General features: G+C 70.8%; 14 protein-coding genes and 1 tRNA gene. 6 read left to right on the top strand and 9 right to left on the bottom strand.

Annotation, left to right across the window (positions count from 1 at the left end; genetic code table 11):
* Nucleotides 1–254: 254 nt before the first annotated feature.
* The 3 genes from OG2516_RS06310 to OG2516_RS06320 all read left to right on the top strand — a co-directional run bounded on the left by OG2516_RS06310 (nucleotide 255) and on the right by OG2516_RS06320 (nucleotide 2,332).
* Entirely contained in the window at nucleotides 255–557 is a 303-nt protein-coding gene (locus OG2516_RS06310) for a helix-turn-helix domain-containing protein (protein WP_007254800.1), read from the top strand.
* Between the two features lie 84 nt (nucleotides 558–641).
* Nucleotides 642–1,037: a TadE/TadG family type IV pilus assembly protein gene (locus tag OG2516_RS06315; RefSeq protein ID WP_040614998.1), complete on the top strand. Its 396-nt coding sequence runs from the start codon at nucleotides 642–644 to the stop codon at nucleotides 1,035–1,037.
* Nucleotides 1,034–2,332, top strand: a complete 1,299-nt coding sequence (locus OG2516_RS06320) for a TadE/TadG family type IV pilus assembly protein (RefSeq protein ID WP_007254802.1) — start codon at nucleotides 1,034–1,036, stop codon at nucleotides 2,330–2,332. Before OG2516_RS06315 ends, OG2516_RS06320 begins: the two co-directional genes overlap by 4 nt.
* Here OG2516_RS06320 and OG2516_RS06325 read toward each other — a convergent pair.
* From OG2516_RS06325 to OG2516_RS06345, 5 genes are all read right to left on the bottom strand, one after another.
* The gene (locus OG2516_RS06325; protein ID WP_007254803.1) at nucleotides 2,329–3,645 is read right to left on the bottom strand and encodes a TRAP transporter large permease; all 1,317 of its coding nucleotides are present in this window, start codon (nucleotides 3,643–3,645) and stop codon (nucleotides 2,329–2,331) included. The two genes, OG2516_RS06320 and OG2516_RS06325, sit on opposite strands and share 4 nt — an antisense overlap.
* Nucleotides 3,645–4,214 (bottom strand): TRAP transporter small permease subunit, encoded by a 570-nt coding sequence (locus OG2516_RS06330; RefSeq protein WP_007254804.1) that lies wholly within the window; start codon nucleotides 4,212–4,214, stop codon nucleotides 3,645–3,647. Before OG2516_RS06330 ends, OG2516_RS06325 begins: the two co-directional genes overlap by 1 nt.
* A 109-nt stretch (nucleotides 4,215–4,323) precedes the next feature.
* The gene (locus OG2516_RS06335) at nucleotides 4,324–5,337 is read right to left on the bottom strand and encodes a TRAP transporter substrate-binding protein (RefSeq protein ID WP_007254805.1); all 1,014 of its coding nucleotides are present in this window, start codon (nucleotides 5,335–5,337) and stop codon (nucleotides 4,324–4,326) included.
* A 127-nt stretch (nucleotides 5,338–5,464) separates the two neighbouring features.
* Nucleotides 5,465–5,550, bottom strand: a tRNA-Leu gene (locus tag OG2516_RS06340).
* Nucleotides 5,551–5,680: 130 nt separating this feature from the next.
* A complete protein-coding gene (locus OG2516_RS06345; RefSeq protein WP_007254806.1) occupies nucleotides 5,681–6,145 on the bottom strand; it encodes an Lrp/AsnC family transcriptional regulator in 465 nt (154 codons plus the stop codon).
* 112 nt (nucleotides 6,146–6,257) lie between these two features.
* Here OG2516_RS06345 and putA point away from each other — a divergent pair, with 112 nt between their 5' ends.
* Together putA and OG2516_RS06355 are read left to right on the top strand one after the other, a co-directional pair.
* The gene (gene putA, locus OG2516_RS06350) at nucleotides 6,258–9,710 is read left to right on the top strand and encodes a bifunctional proline dehydrogenase/L-glutamate gamma-semialdehyde dehydrogenase PutA (RefSeq protein ID WP_007254807.1); all 3,453 of its coding nucleotides are present in this window, start codon (nucleotides 6,258–6,260) and stop codon (nucleotides 9,708–9,710) included.
* 41 nt (nucleotides 9,711–9,751) lie between these two features.
* On the top strand, nucleotides 9,752–10,540 hold the full coding sequence (locus OG2516_RS06355) for a rhomboid family intramembrane serine protease (protein ID WP_007254808.1): 789 nt from the start codon (nucleotides 9,752–9,754) through the stop codon (nucleotides 10,538–10,540).
* Here the strand turns inward: OG2516_RS06355 and OG2516_RS06360 are convergent.
* Together OG2516_RS06360 and OG2516_RS06365 are read right to left on the bottom strand one after the other, a co-directional pair.
* A complete protein-coding gene (locus tag OG2516_RS06360) occupies nucleotides 10,500–11,288 on the bottom strand; it encodes an inositol monophosphatase family protein (protein ID WP_007254809.1) in 789 nt (262 codons plus the stop codon). The two genes, OG2516_RS06355 and OG2516_RS06360, sit on opposite strands and share 41 nt — an antisense overlap.
* A 165-nt stretch (nucleotides 11,289–11,453) precedes the next feature.
* Nucleotides 11,454–12,371 (bottom strand): LysR family transcriptional regulator, encoded by a 918-nt coding sequence (locus tag OG2516_RS06365; RefSeq protein ID WP_007254810.1) that lies wholly within the window; start codon nucleotides 12,369–12,371, stop codon nucleotides 11,454–11,456.
* A gap of 94 nt (nucleotides 12,372–12,465) precedes the next feature.
* Between OG2516_RS06365 and metF the strand changes: the two genes are divergently transcribed.
* Nucleotides 12,466–13,332, top strand: coding sequence for a methylenetetrahydrofolate reductase [NAD(P)H] (gene metF, locus OG2516_RS06370; protein WP_007254811.1), 867 nt, complete (start codon nucleotides 12,466–12,468; stop codon nucleotides 13,330–13,332).
* Here metF and OG2516_RS06375 read toward each other — a convergent pair.
* A complete protein-coding gene (locus tag OG2516_RS06375) occupies nucleotides 13,284–14,417 on the bottom strand; it encodes a DUF2235 domain-containing protein (RefSeq protein ID WP_007254812.1) in 1,134 nt (377 codons plus the stop codon). The genes metF and OG2516_RS06375 overlap by 49 nt on opposite strands.
* Nucleotides 14,404–16,704 carry a xanthine dehydrogenase family protein molybdopterin-binding subunit gene (locus tag OG2516_RS06380; RefSeq protein ID WP_007254813.1) on the bottom strand — a complete coding sequence of 767 codons (2,301 nt, stop codon included), beginning with the start codon at nucleotides 16,702–16,704 and terminating at the stop codon, nucleotides 14,404–14,406. Before OG2516_RS06380 ends, OG2516_RS06375 begins: the two co-directional genes overlap by 14 nt.
* Between the last annotated feature and the right edge of the window lie 155 nt (nucleotides 16,705–16,859).

Genomic DNA, 16,859 nt, shown 5'->3' on the forward strand with positions numbered 1-16,859 from the left:
CCCCACGTCTCACCCTGCTACCTCCCCCGCCCGGCCCCCGCGGCAAAGATCGGGCGGATTGATACAGTGGTGACGCTGCATTGCTTCAGCAGCGATGCAGGTTTTTCGGCCTCATCTGCAACTTTCGTCATCCTGACGCGACGTCCCGACGGTTGACGGAGCGGCCGGCGCTTGCGTATCACGTTGAGCACCCTGTTCATTTCCGAGTGCTCCGGCCAGTTCGCCCCCCTGTTTCTGGAGACGACGCCTTGGACATGAGGACCCAGCACCTTTCGAGCATCGCCAAATTGCGCTCCGCGCTGTGGCAGATGGAAATCGACTCCGGTCTCGCGGAGCTGTCTCAGAACGAGAAGGACGTGCTCTACGCCTTCCACCTGCTCTCGGACCAGGCCAACACGACCGACCTGACCTCGGAGCGGGTGCGCCAGCAGAGCACCGTCTCGCGGATGACCCACGCCACGTTCCACCGGGCGCTGCGCAAGCTGCTCGAGCTCGGCTACGTGGAGCTCGCGCCCGACCGGCGGGCCAAGCTGTACCGGCTCGGCACCGTCGACTAGCGCCGGGGCCGCGAAGACGCCGCCACCGCGCCTTTGAAACGCCCAACTCGGACAGCAGCATCAGGCATATCGAAGGAGTGCCTTATGCGCTGGGTGCGTGACGAATCGGGTAGTGCGACGGTTGAATTCGTACTCTGGTTGCCGGCCTTCGTGGCCCTGTTGTCGCTCATTGCGGACGTGTCGCTGATCTTCAACGGTCAGGCGCAGGTCACGCGCGTCGTACAGGACGCCAATCGGATGGCCTCGATCGGCCGGCTCGAGGCGCTCTCCGACGTCGAGACCTACATCAGCCAACAGCTGACGCGCTTCGAGCCGAACCTGTCGGTCACCTCGAGCGTCGACGCCGACAACGTGCTGACCAGCGTGGTCTCCGTGCCGGCCGCCAACATGCAGGCGATCGGCTGGCTCTCCGTGCTCACCGGCAGCACCGTCACCGTGCGCGCGCAGCAATTCATCGAACGCGGAGAGTCGCTGTCATGAGCGGCCCGCGCCGGCTGCTGCGCCGGGAGGACGGGGCGGCGACGGTCTTCGCGCTCTTCCTGTTCATCCTCTGCCTCACCGTCGGGGCCGTCGCGCTCGACGTCAGCCACGCCTACGCCGCCCGCACCCGCCTGCAGGCCGCCACCGACGCCACCGCCCATGCCGCCATCGTGGCGCGCGAGTACATGACCGCCGACGAGGCGCGGGCGAAGGCCCGGGCGATCGGCGAGGGCCACCTGCCCGCCGGGCGCTACGGCGACATCTTCGCGCCCCAGCACGTCACCTTCGGCACCTGGGACGGCGACACCAGAACCTTCGTCCCCGACGAGACCGCGTCGGGCGCGGTGCTGGTCAGGGGAATGCGCGGGCTCGACGGCGGCACCCCGGCGCCGACGTTCCTGTTCAAGCTCGTCGGCATCGACTGGTGGGACATCGTCGTCGAAGCGCTGTTCGAGTCCTACGTCCCCGCCTGCATCCAGAACGGCTTCTTCGCCGAGGGCGAGGTCGACATCCAGTCCAACAACACCTTCCGGGCGGGTTTCTGCGTTCATTCCAATTACCGGGTGTCGCTGAACCAGAACAACGTCTTCGAGCCCGGCGTCATCGTCTCGATGCCGAACGTCAACGATCTCGACATGCCCAGCAGCGGCTTTCGCAAGAACGACGGACTGGAGGAGGCGCTGCGGGACATGGAGTACCCGCTGCGCATTCTCGACCGGATCGACGAGATCGCCGCCGGACTGCAGGACCCGGATTCGGCCTTCTATCCCTCCTTCCTCGACTCGCCGACGCCCATCGCGCTCAACAACAACCGCCTCACCGAGGCGAACTGGACGGAGGGCGCGGTCCACACGGCCACCTGCAGCGGCAACCAGACGGTGACGATCCCCAACAAGACCACGCTGCGGCGCGGGGTGCTCATCACCGACTGCCGCATCGTCTTCGGCAGCAACGCCACCGTCGAGGACGTGGTGATGCTCACCACCAGCACCCACAGAAACAGCGTCGCCGGCTCGTCGGGCGTGCAGTTCGGGGCGGTCGACGGGTGCGCGCCCGGCGGCGCGGCCAACATCGTCACCATGGGCGGCGTGAAGTTCCCCGCCAAGCTCGGCCTCTCCGGATCACAGATCATCGCCCGGCTCGACGTCACCTTCGCCGCGCAGGGCGACGGCGTCCACGGCGCGTCGATCATCTCGGGCGGTACCATCTCGGGCACGTCCAACGCCGACATGGGCCCCTGCATCGACGGCATGGGCGAGAGCTTCCACGCCAGCCAGTTCCGGATGGCGCGCTAGTACATCGCGATCCCCGGGAAGGTGATGAGCACAGCCAGCGCGAGCGCCTGCATCGCGATGAAGGGCAGCAGCGCGCGGAAGATGTGGCCGAGGCCGATCTCGGGCGGCGCGACGGACTTCAGGTAGAAGGCGGCCGGCCCGAACGGGGGCGACAGGAAGCTCATCTGCATGTTCATGCAGAACAGCACCCCGAACCAGATCGGGTCGTAGCCGAGGTCGCGGATGATGGGCACGAAGATCGGCATGGTCAGCAGCGCGATCCCGACCCAGTCGAGGAACATCCCGAGGATGAACAGCAGCGCCATCATGAAGATCAGCACGATGGTCGGGTTGTCGGAGATGCCCGTGATGAGCGTCTTCACGAAGTCGATCCCGCCCATCAGGTTGAACACGCCCACCAGCGCCGTCGCGCCGATCCCGATCCAGACGATCATGCCCACCGTCTGCAGCGTCTGCAGCGCGGCGTTCTTCATCAGCGTGAGCGTGAACTCGCCGCGCACGATGGTCGACAGCGTCACGCCGAGCACGCCGACGGCGGAAGCCTCCGTCACCGAGGCGATGCCGCCGTAGATCGAGCCGAGCACGCCGATCACCACGAGGATCGGCAGGAACAGCCCCTTGAGCAGGTGCAGCTTCTCCGCCCGCGTCGGCTGCGGCCCCTCGGCCACCGGCGCGAGCGCCGGGTTCAGGTAGGCGCGCACCAGCACGTAGACCACGTAGAAGCCCGCGAGCATGAAGCCCGGCACGAAGGCGGCGGTGAAGAGGTCGCCGATGGAGACGTTCGCCGTCAGCCCGTAGATGATGAGCACGATCGAGGGCGGCACCATCGTGCCGAGCGCGCCGCCCGCGCAGACGACGCCGATGGCGAGCGAACGGTCGTAGCCCAGCCGCAGCATCTGCGGCAGCGCGATCAGGCCGAGCAGGACGATCTCGCCGCCGATGATCCCGCTCATCGCGGCGAGGATGACCGCGACGAGGATCGTCTGGATCGCCACCCCGCCCCGCAGCCGCCCGCCGACGAGGCGCATCGCGTCGAACAGGTCGCGCGCGATACCGGAGCGGTCGAGGATCGCCGCCATCAGCACGAACATCGGCACCGACACGAACACGAAGCTCGAGACGAAAGAGTAAACCCGGCTGGTGATGAGCGGCACCGCCATCGGCCCGAACCAGCCGAGCGCGAAGACCAGCGCCACGAGCAGGGTCACGAAGGCGAGCGGGATGCCGGTCACGAGCAGCAACAGCAGCATCGCGAACATCAGCAGGGTGGATTGCTCGATCCCGAGGTCCTTGAGGATGCCGAACAGTTCCATCAGCGCCCCCGCCGGGCGTAGCTGACGGCGAGGATGACGAACTGCACCGCCATCACCCCGAGCACGAGCATCAGGAAGATCTTGAGCATACCGGGATAGGGCGGGTTCCAGGCGCTGCCCGAGCGCTCGAGCCGCACCTCGCCGCCCGGCGCAAAGGCGGCGCGGGCCACCATCGTCCAGGCCGCCCAGGTGAACATGAGCGAGGCGAGCGCGCAGATGATCGAGATCACCACGTCGAACGTGCGCCGCATCCGCGGGCCGAGCGCGTCGTAGATCAGCACGACGCGGATGTGGCGGTCGCGCGCGGTGCAGTAGAGGCCGCCGTAGATGAAGGCGATGCCGCATAGGAAGACGGTCGTCTCGTGCGCCCAGATCGTCGGGGCGTTGAAGACGTAGCGCAGGAAGACCTCCTGGATCAGGATCAGCATCGCCGCGACGATGCCGAGCGCGAAGATCAGCCCGCCCTTGTCGATGAGCCGGCCAAGCAGGCCGGCCTCGGGGACCGGCGCGCCCTCGTCGCGCGGCGCCTCGGCGCCGACATGGGACGTCTCGGCGGTCGGATCGGACATGACGGACCTCGTGGGGGCTGGCGTGCGGCAGGCAGGTGCCCGGCCGGGATGCGGCAGGGCACCTCTTGTCGGGCGGCGCGGGCGGAGCCTGGCCCCGCCCGCCGGCCGGTCACTCCAGCATGCCGTTGTCGGCGAGGTAGCCGGTCAGCGTGTCGTAGACCATCCGGGCGTTCTCGGAGCGCTCGGCGACCTTCTCCCACTCGCCCATGGCGATGGAGCGGAAGCGGTTGCGCTCTTCGGCCGGCCAGTCGTGGACGGTGATCTCGCCGCCCGCCTGCGCCTCGGCCACGGCGGCCTCGTCGGCCTCCTTCAGCGCGGCGACCTGGCTCTGGGCGAACTGCTGGACGGAGTCCGTCATCACCTGCTGCAGGTCCTCGGGCAGGGAGTTCCAGGCGTCGAGGTTCATCGACACCTCCACGAGCGGCATCGAGTGGAAGCCCGGGTAGACCGGGTGCGGCGCGACGTCGTGCAGGCCCTGGGCCTGGTTGGTGGAGAACACCGAGTAGTCGGCGGCGTCGATGACGTTCTTGTCGAGCGAGGTGAACACCTCGGAGCCCGGCAGGTTGACCGGCGCGGCGCCCGCGGCGGCGAACACCTGCTGCACCAGCCCCTCGGGCGCGCGCATCTTCAGGCCCTCGAGATCGTCCACGCCCTCGAGCGGCACCGCCGAGACGAACGCCTCGAGGCCCGGCGTCGTCGCGCCGATGAAGTGCAGGCCGTAGGGCTCGAGCAGCTCGTTCATCAGCTCGTTGCCGCCGCCCTCGTTCATGAAGTCGAACATCTCCTGCGGGTCCGACCACGCGCCGACCGGGTTGGCGATCAGGCCGAAGGCGGCGTCCTTGCCGGCGAAGTAGGAGGTGTCGGTGACGTGGCCGTCGAGGATGCCGGCGGCAATGGCGTCCTGGGTCTCGTTGTGGGCGACGATGGTCTCGACGGGCAGCAGCTCGATCTCGATGCGCCCGTCCGACATCTCGGCCACCGACTCGGTCCAGCCCTGCTGCAGGATGAAGTTGGCGTTGCCGGCCGGGTCGGACGACTGGAAGCGGAAGCTGTACTCCTGCGCCAGCGCGCCCCCGGCGGCCGTCAGCCCGAGCCCCAGGGCGAAGACGAAACTCTTGGTCATTGGTAATCCTCCCGATTTGCGCATCGCCTGCCCGCCGGTTTCGGTCCGGCCTCCAGCGCAAGCGGTGCATGTAGGCCGATCATCACCGCGCGGGGCGGGAGGTCAAGTCTTGCCCATCGGGTGCGGCTGGTACCCGCGGCCGGACTCGAACCGGCACGGCCTTTCGGCCTAGAGATTTTAAGTCTCCTGTGTCTACCATTCCACCACGCGGGCCGCCCCGCCTTCTAGCCGCGCCGGCGCGCCGTCGGCAAGCGGCTCTCGTCCGCCCTCCGTAGGGTGCGCATTCATCGCGCACCCGCCCCGCCCCCATCGCCGCACCCCGCGCGCCGGGCTGAAGCCCGGCCTACCGCGCGGCGACGCCGCCGTCCTTGACGGCCTGCATGGCGACGTAGGTGGAGGTCTGGTGCACGTGGGGCAGCACCGAGATCTTCTCGGCGAGCACGGCGCGGTAGGCGCTCATCGACGCGGTGCGCACCTTGAGGAGGTAGTCGAAGGCGCCGGCGATCAGGTGGCACTCCTCGATCTCGGGCACCGCGAGGATGGCGGCGTTGAAGGCGGCGAGCGCGGCCTCGCGGGTGTCGGCGAGCTTGACCTCGACGAAGGCGACGTGGTCGCGCCCGAGGCGGATCGGGTCGATCACGGCGCGGTAGCCGCGGATCGTGCCGGCCGCCTCGAGGCGGCGCAGGCGGGCCTGGGTGGGCGACTTCGTCAGCCCGATCCGGCGCGCGAGATCGGCCACCGGGAGCCGCCCTTCGACGGCGAGCACGTCGAGGATCGCGCGGTCGAAGCGGTCGAGGTCGTTCGCCATGTTCTGCTCCCTGTTTCCGGTCCATCCGCCCGCGCGGCGGGCATCTTCGGTCGAATGGCCTGCGAAACCTGCTGTAACATGGGTCGACCCGAACGCAAGCAGCGAGCCCCCCATGCCCCGCGACGTCCAAGCCCCCGCCCTCGACGAGATCGCCGCCGCCACCTACGCGCCCGAGGCCGAGACCGTCGCCGCCCTCGCCGCCGCCGCCGACCTGCCCGAGCAGGCGCGCGCCGAGATCGGTCGCCGCGCCGCCGGCCTCGTCACCGACATCCGCAAGGCCAGCCGGCCGGGGCTGATGGAGGTGTTCCTCGCCGAGTACGGCCTCTCCACCGACGAGGGGATCGCGCTGATGTGCCTCGCCGAGGCGCTGCTGCGGGTGCCTGACGCCGAGACCATCGACGCGCTGATCGAGGACAAGATCGCCCCCTCCGACTGGGGCCGCCACCTCGGCCGCTCCTCGTCGTCGCTCGTCAACGCCTCGACCTGGGCGCTGATGCTTACCGGGCGGGTGCTCGACGATGACCGCCCCGCCCCCTTCCGCGCGCTGCGCGGCGCGGTGCGGCGGCTCGGCGAGCCGGTGATCCGCACCGCGGTGGGCCGGGCGATGCGCGAGATGGGCCGGCAGTTCGTGCTCGGCGAGGACATCGACCGCGCCATGGCCCGGGCCGCGAAGATGGAGGCGAAGGGCTACACCTACAGCTACGACATGCTCGGCGAGGCCGCCCGCACCGAAGCCGACGCGCAGCGCTACCTCGAGGACTACGCCCGCGCCATCACCGCGATCTCCAGGGCCGCCACCCACGACGACGTGGCCGAGAACCCCGGCATCTCCGTCAAGCTCTCGGCGCTGCACCCGCGCTACGAGGAGCCTCGCCGCGCGCAGGTGCTCGAGGAGCTGGTGCCGCGCCTGCGCCGGCTCTGCCGCCTCGCCGCCGAGGCGAACATGGGGCTCAACATCGACGCCGAGGAGGCCGACCGGCTGCTGCTGTCGCTCGACGTGATCGCCGAGACCCTCATCGATCCGGCGCTCGCCGACTGGCAGGGCTTCGGCATCGTGGTGCAGGCCTACGGGCAGCGCGCCGGCGCGGTGATCGACTGGGTCGCCGATCTCGCCGCGCGGCAGAACCGCCGGATCATGGTCCGCCTCGTCAAGGGCGCCTACTGGGACACCGAGATCAAGCGCGCCCAGGTGCTCGGGCTCGACGGCTTCCCCGTCTTCACCGAGAAGGCCGCCACCGACGTCAGCTACATCGCCAACGCCCGGAAGCTGCTCGGCCTGACCGACCGGCTCTACCCCCAGTTCGCCACCCACAACGCCCACACGATGGCCGCGGTGCTGCACATGGCCGAGGGGCTGCCGCGCGCGGCGTGGGAGTTCCAGCGCCTGCACGGGATGGGCGAGACGCTGCACAATCTGCTGCTCGAGCGCGAGGGCACGCGCCACCGCATCTACGCCCCCGTCGGCGCCCACGAGGACCTGCTCGCCTACCTGGTGCGCCGGCTGCTCGAGAACGGCGCGAACTCGTCCTTCGTCAACCAGATCGTCGACGAGGACGTTCCCGCCGAGGTCGTCGCCGCCGACCCGTTCGCCGCCCTGGGCAACCCGCCGCCCCTGCGTCGCGGCCCCGACCTGTTCCCCGACCGCGGCAACGCCGCCGGCTGGGACATCACCCACCGCCCGACGCTCGCCGCGCTCGACGCCGCGCGCGCGCCGTTCCGCCGCCATGCCTGGACCCCGGCTTCATCTGGCCAGAAATATGCAGACGCCACCGCCGCCACCGGCGCGCCGCTCGAGGTGGTGAACCCGGCCGACCCGGACGACCGCGTCGGCACCGTCGCCACCGCCTCGAAGGAGGGCGCCGCGCGCGCCCACGCGGCCGCCCGCCCCTGGAGCGCCCCCGCCGCCGAGCGCGCCGCCGCGCTGCGCCGGGCCGCCGCCGCCTACGAGGCGCACGCGCCCGAGCTGTTCGCGATCCTGCACCGCGAGGCCGGCAAGTCGCTGCTCGACGCCATCGGCGAGGTGCGCGAGGCGGTCGACTTCCTGCACTACTACGCCGCCAACGCCACCGACGCCCCCGGCACGCGCGGCACCTGGGTCTGCGTGTCGCCGTGGAACTTCCCGCTGGCGATCTTCACCGGCCAGCTCACCGCCGCCCTCGCGATGGGCAACGCGGTGCTCGCCAAGCCCGCCGAGCAGACGCCGCTGATCGCCGCCCGCGCGGTGGAGCTGCTGCACGAGGCCGGGGTGCCCGCCGAGGCGCTGCAGCTCGTCCCCGGCGACGGCGCCACCGGCGCGGCGCTGATTGCCGACGCCCGCACCCGCGGCGTCGCCTTCACCGGCTCCACCGACACCGCGCTCAAGATCCGCGCCTCGATGGCCAAGCATTGCGCTCCCGGCACGCCGCTGATCGCCGAGACGGGCGGGCTCAACGCGATGATCGTCGATTCCACCGCCCTGCCCGAGCACGCGGTGCGCGACATCCTCGCCTCCGCCTTCCAGTCCGCCGGACAGCGCTGCTCGGCCCTGCGCTGCCTCTACGTGCAGGAAGACATCGCCGAGCGGCTGACGACGATGCTGACCGGCGCGATGGACACCCTGACGCTGGGCGATCCCTGGGACATCGCCACCGATGTCGGCCCGGTGATCGACACCGAGGCGCGCGACGGCATCGAAGCCTATGTCGAGGCCGCCCGCGCCGAGGGCCGGGTGCTGCACGAGATCGCCGCGCCCGGGCGCGGCACCTTCATCGCGCCGGTGCTGATCCGGGTGCGCGGGATCGAGGATCTGCCGTTCGAGGTCTTCGGCCCGGTGCTCCACCTAGCCACCTTCGCCGCCGACGAGGTCGGGGAGGTGATCGAGCGGATCAACGCGCGCGGCTACGGGCTCACCTTCGGGCTGCACACCCGCATCGACGACCGGGTGCAGGAGGTGGTCGAGCGGATCGCCGTGGGCAACGCCTACGTCAACCGCAACCAGATCGGCGCCATCGTCGGCAGCCAGCCGTTCGGCGGCGAGGGTCTGTCGGGGACCGGTCCGAAGGCCGGCGGGCCCGACTACCTGCCCCGCTTCGCCCCCGCCCCGGCCCCCGCCGGCGGAGGCGCGTGGGACGCCGACGACAGCCCCACCCGGCTCGCCCGCGCCCTCGCCGCCGCGCCCGCGCCGGAGCCCGTCGAGACGATCGACCTGCCCGGCCCCACCGGCGAGAGCAACCGCCTCACCCTGCTGCCGCGCGGCCCGCTGCTCTGCCTCGGGCCGTCGGCCGCCACCGCGCGCGCCCAGGCCGAGGCGGTGCGTGCGCTCGGCGGCCAGGCGGTCGAGGCGGAGGGCCGGATCGATCCGGCCTGGCTCACCGATCTCGACGGCCTCGCCGGCGTGCTCTGGTGGGGCGACGCCGACGAGGCGCGCGCGCTCGAGCAGGCCCTCGCCAAGCGCGAGGGGCCGATCGTGGCGCTGATCACCGGCGCGCCCGACCGCGCCCATGCCTGCCACGAGCGCCATGTCTGCATCGACACCACCGCCGCCGGCGGCAACGCGCAGCTGCTCGCCGAGGTGGCCGCGCGCTGACGGCGCTTGACCGCGGACGGGGATGACGCACCTATGCGTGCATGTTCCCGATCCGCGATCACAACCCGTCCGAGCAAACCCCGTACGTGGTCTACGCCCTGATCGCGATCAACGTCGCGGTCTACCTCTACGGGCTCGTTGCCCTGACCACCGACCAGGCGCTCTGGGAGTTCTACATCGACTACGCGATGTTCCCCGTCCTGATCACCGAGGGCGTGAGCTACAGCGGGCTCGTGACCCACATGTTCCTGCATGGCGGCTTCATGCACATCCTCGGCAACATGCTGTTTCTGTGGATCTTCGGCGACAACCTGGAGGAGGAGATGGGCCATGTCGGCTTCCTCCTCTTCTACCTCGCCAGCGGCCTCGGCGCGGGGCTGGCGCAGTATGCCGGCGAGCCGCTGTCGCAGATCCCGATGGTCGGCGCGTCGGGGGCGATCGCGGGAGTCATGGGTGGCTACCTGCTGCTCTACCCGAAGGCCAAGGTCGACGTGCTGCTGATCCTGATCGTGATCTTCCGCATCATCCCGGTCCCCGCCTGGCTGATGCTCGGCGTCTGGTTCGCGCTCCAGGTCTTCAACGGCGTCGGCGCCGACCTCAGCGCCGGCGGCACCGCCTACTGGGCCCACGCGGGCGGCTTCGTGATCGGGCTGGTGCTGACCCTGCCGGTCTGGATCCGGCGCGGCGCGGCGGCGTTCTGGGGCCGCACCGACGGCCACCCGCCGCACCCGGCGGCGCGCTACCGGACGGTGCGCACGAGCGTCCCGGTCGCCGGCCGGCGCCGCGGCGTCAGCCGTTCCGGATCACCTTGGAAAAGGCCGGGAAGATAGGATCGTTGCCGCACAGGATGGTGCCGTCGTCGAAGATGTCGCCCTCCGGGTCGATCGGCTCGACGAAGCCGCCGGCCTCGCGCACGATGATGATCCCGGCCGCCACGTCCCAGGGCTTGAGCCCGCGCTCCCAGTAGCCGTCGTAGCGGCCCGCGGCCACGTAGGCGAGGTCGAGCGCCGCGGCGCCCCAGCGCCGCACCCCGGCGCAGGCCGGCAGCAGCCGCGCGAGGTCCTGCAGCGCCGCCGGCAGCTCGCGGCGGCCGCCGAAGGGCAGCCCGGTGGCGAACACGCTGTCGATCATCCGCCCCCGGCCCGACACCCGCAGCCGGCTCTCGTTCATCCAGGCGCCCTCGCCCTTTTCGGCGAAGAACAGCTCGTCCTTGGCGGCGTCGTAGATCACCCCGGCGACGATCTGGCCCTTGTGCTCGAGCGCGATCGACACCGCCCAGTGCGGCATCCCGTGCAGGAAGTTGGTCGTGCCGTCGAGCGGGTCGACGATCCAGCGCCGGGTCGGGTCCTCGCCCTCGACGACGGTGCCCTCCTCGCCGAGGAAGCCGTAGGTCGGCCGCGCCTCCATGAGGGCGGCGTGGATGATCTCCTCTGCCCGCCGGTCGGCGCGGCTGACGAAATCGCCCGGCCCCTTGGAGGAGACCTGCAGGTTCTCCACCTCGCGGAAATCCTTCACCAGAGACCGGCCGGCGGCGCGGGCGGTCTTCATCATCACGTTCAGGTTCGCGCTGCGGGGCATCGGTGTCTCTCGGGCAGGGATCTGGAATCCGCCAGCGCATATAGCGCACGCGCCCCGGGGGCAACCCGAGCCCGCCCGCCCCCCTCTCTGTTCTCGAAGTATCCTCGGGGGGTGAATTGGCCCCGCCGGGGCCAAGAGGGGGGCAGACGGCCCCCCTCCCCGCCCTCAGCCAGGCGCCCCGGCGCGTTGCAGCTTGACCGCCTCCTGCCGGGCGAGGCGGATCAGGTGGGCCATGTAGGGCTTGGCGGTGTCGTCGCTGCGGGTCGCGGCGTAGAGGCGGCGGGTCAGGCCGGTCTCGGTGAGCGGACGGGTGACGTAGTCGGAATTGTAGCGCACCTCGCGCACCACCCAGTCGGGCAGCACCGCGACGCCCCGGTTGGAAGCGACGAGCAGCAGGATAACCGCGGTCAGTTCCGCCTGCCGCAGCGCCGCCGGCTCGACGCGGGCGGGCGTGAGCAGCTGCGAGAACACGTCGAGCCGGGCGCGGTCGACCGGGTAGGTGATCAGCGTCTGGTCGCGGAAGTCCTCCGCCTCGATGAAGCGCTTGTGCGCGAGCGGGTTGGCCGAGGAGGCGACGAAGACCGGCTCGTAGTCGAACAGCGGCGTGAAGGTGACGTCGGCGAGCGGCTCGGGGTCGGAGGACACGACGAGATCGACCTGCTCCTTCATCAGGGCGGGCAGCGCCTCGAAGGCGAGGCCGGGGCGGATGTCGACGTCGACCTCGCCCCAGGCGCGCCGGAACTGCTCGAGCACCGGGAACAGCCACTCGAAGCAGGCGTGGCACTCGATCGCGATGTGCAGCCGCCCCGCCGAGCCCGCCTGCAGCCCCGCGAACTCCGCCTCGAGCGCCGCCACGCGCGGCAGGATATCGTCGGCCGCCGCGAGCAGCTTGTGGCCCGCCGCCGACAGCTTCAGCGGCTTGGAGCGTCGCACGAACAGCTCGACCCCGGCCTGCTCCTCGATTCCCTTGATCTGGTGGCTCAGCGCCGACTGGGTGATGTTGAGCCGGTCGGCGGCGCGCGCGAGGCCGCCGGTCTCGTGGATCGCCTTGATCGTGCGCAGGTGGCGGAACTCGATGTGCATTATGCGAGCCGAACTCATCATCGTGGTGAGGGTTATGAGTTTGTCTCACGCGGCCCCGCATGACACAAGAGGCCGATCCCCAAGAGGAACCGTCATGACCACGCCCGCCATCTCGTTCGAATTCTTCCCGCCCAAGGACCTCGAGGGCTCCTTCCGGCTCTGGGACAGCGTGCAGGCGCTGGCCCCGCTCGGCCCCGACTTCGTCTCCGTCACCTACGGCGCGGGCGGCACCACGCGCCAGCTCACCCACGAGGCGGTCGGCACCATCCACAAGACGTCCGGCCTGTCCGTCGCCGCCCACCTCACCTGCGTCGGCGCCAGCCGCGAGGAGACGCTGGCGATCGCCGAGGGCTATGCCGAGGTCGGCGTCACCCGCATCGTCGCGCTCCGGGGCGATCCGCCGAAGGGCAGCGCGGGCTTCACCGCCCACCCCGAGGGGTTCGCCAGCTCGGTCGAGCTGATCGAGGCGCTGGCGGAGACCGGCAAGTTCGAGCTCCACGTGGGCGCCTATCCCGAGAAGCACCCCGACGCCGCGACCACCGCCGCCGACGTCGAGTTCCTCAAGCGCAAGATCGACGCCGGCGCGGCCTCGGCGATCACCCAGTTCTTCTTCGATGCCGAGACGTTCTTCCGCTTCCGCGACGCCTGCGCCGCCGCCGGGATCGACGCGCCGATCGTGCCGGGCATCCTGCCGATCGCGAGCTGGGCGGGCGTGCGCAAGTTCGCCGCCTCCTGCGGCGCCGCGATCCCGCAGGTGATCGTCGACGCCTTCGAGAACGCCACCCGCGACGGCGACACCGACCTGCTCGCCACCGCCGTGGCCACCGAGCTGTGCGACGAGCTGCTGGAGGGGGGTGTCGAGCACCTGCACTTCTACACCCTCAACCGCCCCGAGCTGACCCGCGACGTCTGTCACGCGCTCGGCATCGCCCCCCGGGCCTCGTTGCGCGAGGTCGCCTGAGGCGACGGCCGCTCCGGCGCCGCGCCCTCGCGTTGCCAGACCGGCGCCGGGAGCTGCCCGCCGAGATGGGGCACGGCGGTCGGATGGATGCGCTCGGAGGCGTCGCGTCCGACCACGCGGCGATGGCGGCTGAGCAGGATCTTGCCCCAGCCGCTCCACGTTCCCGCGGGCGGCGCGTCGGCGTCCTCGGGAAACCGCCCGCGCCAGCCCGCCGGCAGCGGCAGGCCGATCACGCTCTCCAGCCGCCCCAGCAGCCAGACCAGCGAGATGTTGGCCAGCCCGCGTTCGCTGCGCCCGTCGGTATACTGGCCGCCGATGTCGCCGTGGGTGCCGCGGAACCAGACCTGCTCCAGCCGCCCCTCCCAGCCCGGCATCCGGTTCCAGAGCACCGGGCGGTAGGCATCGCGGGTCTCGTCGAGGGCGAGCGCGTGGAAGCCGTTCTTCACGATCGGGCCGAGCGCGTGGTTGTGGAAGCGCCCGCTCTCGCCCATCCACTCGCCGAGCCAGCCGAGCCGGATCCCGAGCGACTTCACCGTATCCCAGACCGCCACCGCCTCGATCTCCACCTTCTCGTGACAGAAGCGCCGGCGGAAATTCTCGGCCACGGTGCCGCGGCCGCCGTTCTTGTAGTGCCGGTAGGCCTGGCGGACGTTGCGCACGTTGGCGTGGCGGTCCTGCAGCAGGCCGACCATGTCGACAATCCCGGCCAGCGAGCGCACCGCGTAGGCGCCGCGCGAGAAGCCGATCAGCACGATCCGGTCGCCCGGCCGGTAACGCGAGGCGAGGGTGCCGTAGGCGCGCCGGATCTGGCGGCCGATGCCGCGCCCGGCGGCGACGTCGACGGTGTGCGACCAGTCGCGCCACTGGATGCCGGCCTCGTAGTAGACCGTCAGGTTGGCCGACCGGCCGACCTCGCGCAGCAGCTTGAAGGTCAGCCCGGCGTTGGTCTCGTAGCCCTCGCGCAGTGTCGACATCGTGCCGTCGAGCACGATGACGTGGGTCGCCTGCCCGCGATGGCGGCCGCGGCCCTCGGCCTGGACGGGCTTGCGCCCGAACAGGCCGAAGACGAAATCACGCAGCGGCACCCATCGCCCCGTTCAGCATCTGCCACACGCGCAGCGGCGTGAACGGCATCTGCACCTCGCGCACGCCGTCTTCCCAGAGCGCGTCCTGCACCGCGTTGGCGACGGCCGCGCAGGCGCCGACGGTGCCGGCCTCGCCGCAGCCCTTCATCCCCATCGGGTTGTTCTTCGACGGCGTCGGCTCGGAGTGGAAGTTCACCCACGGCATGTCGATGGCGCGGGGCATCGCGTAGTCCATGAAGCTCGCGGTCAGCGCCTGGCCGGTCTCGTCGTAGACCGCGAGCTCGCTGATCGCCTGGCCGATCCCCTGGGCCACGCCGCCATGCACCTGGCCCTCGGCGAGCATCGGGTTGATCAGGTTGCCGAGGTCGTCGACCACCGTGTAGCGCACCACCTCCGTCACCCCGGTGGCCGGGTCCACCTCGACCTCGGCGACGTGGCAGCCGTTGGGGAAGGACATCTGCTCGAGCTCGCCGCGCTCGGCGATGGTGAGCAACTCGTCGCGGCCCTCGGCGCGGGCCATCTCGGCGACATCCATCATCGTCGGCGTCATGTTCGAGCCGGGGATGCGGAAGGTCTCGTCGTCGAAGCCGATCTCGGCGGCGTCCACCCCCTCCTTGTCGGCGAGGAAGGCGGTGAAGCGCTGCACCATCACGTCGGCGGCGACCAGGGTGGCGTTGTTTTGGGTGGTCACCGAGCGCGAGCCGCCGGTGCCGCCGCCCCACGCGATCAGGTCGCTGTCGCCCTGGATAACCTTGATCCGCTCGGCCGGGATCCCGGTCTGGTCGGCGAGGAACTGGGCATAGACGGTCTCGTGGCCCTGGCCGTTGGACTGGGTGCCGACGTAGAGCGAGACGCTGCCGTCGTCCTCGAAGACCACCTTCACGTTCTCCGCCTTGTCGCCGAGAATGCTCTCGATGTAGTAGCAGACCCCCAGGCCGCGCTTCTTGCCGTGGCGCGCGCTCTCCGCGCGGCGGGCGGCGAAACCGGCGAAGTCGGCCTCGGCCTCGGCGCGCGCGAGCACCTTGTCGAACTCGCCGACGTCGTAGGTCACCCCGGTCGGCGAGGTGTAGGGGAAGGCCGCGGGCGGAATGAAGTTCTTGCGCCTGAGCTCGAGCGGGTCGACGCCGAGCACCCGCGCGGCGTTGTCCATGGAGCGCTCGAGCACGTAGATCGCCTCGGGCCGGCCGGCGCCGCGGTAGGCGTCGATCTGCACGGTGTTGGTGAACACGCCCTCCACGTGCAGCCAGGCGGCGGGGATGTCGTAGACGCCGGGCATCACCTTGGCGAACAGGGTCGACTGGATGTGCTGGGCGTAGTTGGAATTGTAGGCGCCGAGGTTGCTGACCGTGTGGACCTGGTAGGCGGTGATCCGGTGGTCGGCGTCGAAGGCGAGGGTCGAGGTGGAGACGAGGTCGCGCCCGCCGTTGTCCGACAGCATCGACTCGGTGCGCTCGCCCATCCAGCGCACCGGCCGGCCGAGCTGGCGCGCGGCGGCGGCGACGAGGTAGACCTCGGGATAGATCGAGCCCTTCATGCCGAAGCCGCCGCCCACGTCGGGGTTGGTGACGCGCACCTCGGCCTCGTCGACGCCGAACGCGGCGGCGAGGTCGGACTTGGCGCCCCAGACCCCCTGCCCGTTGACGCAGACATGGAAGCGCCCGCCCTCCAGCGGCTCGGCGAAGCAGCCGCGCGGCTCGAGGCTGTTGACGATGATGCGGTTGCCCACGACCTTGCACTGCACCACGTGCGCCGCCGCGTCGATCGCGGCCGCCACCGCCTCGCGCTCGCCGAGGCCGAACTCGTAGGCGCGGTTGTCGGGCGCCTCGGGGTGGATCGCGGGGCCGCCCACGGCGGTCTCCACGTGCACCGGCAGCTCGTCGACGTCGAACTCGATCAGCTCCGCCGCGTCGCGCGCCTCGGCGAGGCTCTCGGCCACCACGAACGCCACCGGCTCGCCCACGAAGCGCACGCGCTCGCGCGCCAGCACCGGCCGCTCGGGCGTCGCGCCGCGGCTGCCGTCGAGGTTCTTCACCGGGTCGGTGTCCATCGCCACGTTCATGCCGGCGGCCTCGAGATCGGCCAGCGTCAGCACCGCCACCACGCCCGGCGCCTGCCGCGCCTCGGCGACGTCGAGGACGGTGATCTCGCCGTGCGCCACGGGCGAGCGGACCACGAACCCGTGAAGCGCCCCCTCGGGCGCGATGTCGTCCACGTAGCGGCCGTGCCCGGTCAGGAACCGGACGTCCTCGACCCGTTTCACCGGCTGGCTCTTGCCGAATTTCTGCATCTCGCGTGCTTCCTGCTGGATGAGTCTGCCTGCGAACCTAACGGGGTGAGCGGCGGTGTCCATGCCCGGCCGGTCGCCCGCCGCCCGCGGCGCGCCGTGCATATTTGCCAGCCAGATGAAGCCCCTGCGCGCGCGTCCCCGATCTCTGTTCTTCA

Source organism: Oceanicola granulosus HTCC2516 (assembly GCF_000153305.1).
GTDB lineage: Bacteria > Pseudomonadota > Alphaproteobacteria > Rhodobacterales > Rhodobacteraceae > Oceanicola > Oceanicola granulosus.

Coding starts and splice junctions, on each gene's coding strand:
- OG2516_RS06320 (WP_007254802.1), top strand. CDS start 1,034: ATGAGCGGCCCGCGCCGGCTGCTGCGCCGGGAGGACGGGGCGGCGACG.
- OG2516_RS06345 (WP_007254806.1), bottom strand. CDS start 6,145: ATGGCGAACGACCTCGACCGCTTCGACCGCGCGATCCTCGACGTGCTC.
- OG2516_RS06310 (WP_007254800.1), top strand. CDS start 255: ATGAGGACCCAGCACCTTTCGAGCATCGCCAAATTGCGCTCCGCGCTG.
- metF (WP_007254811.1), top strand. CDS start 12,466: ATGACCACGCCCGCCATCTCGTTCGAATTCTTCCCGCCCAAGGACCTC.
- putA (WP_007254807.1), top strand. CDS start 6,258: ATGCCCCGCGACGTCCAAGCCCCCGCCCTCGACGAGATCGCCGCCGCC.
- OG2516_RS06355 (WP_007254808.1), top strand. CDS start 9,752: ATGTTCCCGATCCGCGATCACAACCCGTCCGAGCAAACCCCGTACGTG.
- OG2516_RS06315 (WP_040614998.1), top strand. CDS start 642: ATGCGCTGGGTGCGTGACGAATCGGGTAGTGCGACGGTTGAATTCGTA.
- OG2516_RS06335 (WP_007254805.1), bottom strand. CDS start 5,337: ATGACCAAGAGTTTCGTCTTCGCCCTGGGGCTCGGGCTGACGGCCGCC.
- OG2516_RS06360 (WP_007254809.1), bottom strand. CDS start 11,288: ATGCCCCGCAGCGCGAACCTGAACGTGATGATGAAGACCGCCCGCGCC.
- OG2516_RS06330 (WP_007254804.1), bottom strand. CDS start 4,214: ATGTCCGATCCGACCGCCGAGACGTCCCATGTCGGCGCCGAGGCGCCG.
- OG2516_RS06380 (WP_007254813.1), bottom strand. CDS start 16,704: ATGCAGAAATTCGGCAAGAGCCAGCCGGTGAAACGGGTCGAGGACGTC.
- OG2516_RS06325 (WP_007254803.1), bottom strand. CDS start 3,645: ATGGAACTGTTCGGCATCCTCAAGGACCTCGGGATCGAGCAATCCACC.
- OG2516_RS06365 (WP_007254810.1), bottom strand. CDS start 12,371: ATGCACATCGAGTTCCGCCACCTGCGCACGATCAAGGCGATCCACGAG.